The organism is Shigella sp. FC1967 (genome assembly GCF_001743005.1).
Taxonomy (GTDB): domain Bacteria; phylum Pseudomonadota; class Gammaproteobacteria; order Enterobacterales; family Enterobacteriaceae; genus Proteus.
Genome location: NZ_MIIZ01001380.1, coordinates 1 through 363 on the forward strand (window position 1 = coordinate 1; position 363 = coordinate 363).

The 363-nt window shown below is 51.8% G+C and carries 1 rRNA gene; it reads left to right on the forward strand.

From position 1 onward, the window contains the following. Nucleotides 1-363: ribosomal RNA gene (locus BHE89_RS22185) — 23S ribosomal RNA — on the forward strand; the annotation flags it as partial.

The following is a 363-nucleotide window of genomic DNA, read 5'->3' on the forward strand; positions in this document are numbered from 1 at the left end:
GAATACCGAAGAATGTTATCACGGGAGACACACGGCGGGTGCTAACGTCCGTCGTGAAGAGGGAAACAACCCAGACCGCCAGCTAAAGGTCCCAAAGTCATGGTTAAGTGGGAAACGAAGTGGGAAGGCTCAGACAGCCAGGATGTTGGCTTAGAAGCAGCCATCATTTAAAAGAAAGCGTAATAGCTCACTGGTCGAGTCGGCCCGCGCGGAAGATGTAACGGGGCTAAACCATGCACCGAAGCTGCGGCAGCGACACTTATGTGTTGTTGGGTAGGGGAGCGTTCTGTAAGCCTGCGAAGGTGTACTGTGAGGTATGCTGGAGGTATCAGAAGTGCGAATGCTGACATAAGTAACGATAAT